The sequence below is a fragment of the Variovorax sp. P2_H12 genome, assembly GCF_056403395.1.
In genome coordinates, this window is record NZ_JBFUFO010000191.1 from 1 (window position 1) to 452 (window position 452).

A 452-nucleotide genomic window follows, 5' to 3' on the forward strand; every position below is an offset into this window, starting at 1 on the left:
GAGCAGCAGTGCCGGGCGGGCCAACGGCAGTTGGACCTTGCGCAGTTGCTGCATCCCGGTGGCACCGAGCGAACGCGAGGACTCCATGACGACGGGGTCGACGCTGTTCATTCCCTGCGTGGTGATGCGGACGACGGCGGGCAGCGCGTAGATGACGGCGGCGGCCACCGCCGGTGCGCGGCCGACGCCGAACAGAGCGACCACAGGGATGAGGTAGACGAACTGCGGCATCGTCTGGAACACGTCGAGCACCGGACGCAGCAGGCGTTCCACCCGCTCGCTCCGGGAGGCGGCAATACCGACGGCGAAACCGATCACCAGGGTGACCTCGCGACCGGTCTGGTCGCAGGTGCCGCGATCGTCTGCCTCGGCCTGATGCTCGACCGTGTCACGCAGCCGACACAGCGCCGCACCGAAAAGGGGGCCTGACATGGCTCGTCCACGCACACCTC

Annotated in this window: 1 protein-coding gene; it reads right to left on the minus strand. The window is 68.6% G+C overall.

Going from position 1 to position 452, the window contains the following annotated elements; all coding sequences use genetic code 11:
* On the minus strand, positions 1 to 432 hold a 432-nt coding region (locus AC1DYK_RS35770), incomplete at its 3' end, for an ABC transporter permease subunit (protein WP_478170581.1).
* Positions 433 to 452: the final 20 nt, after the last annotated feature.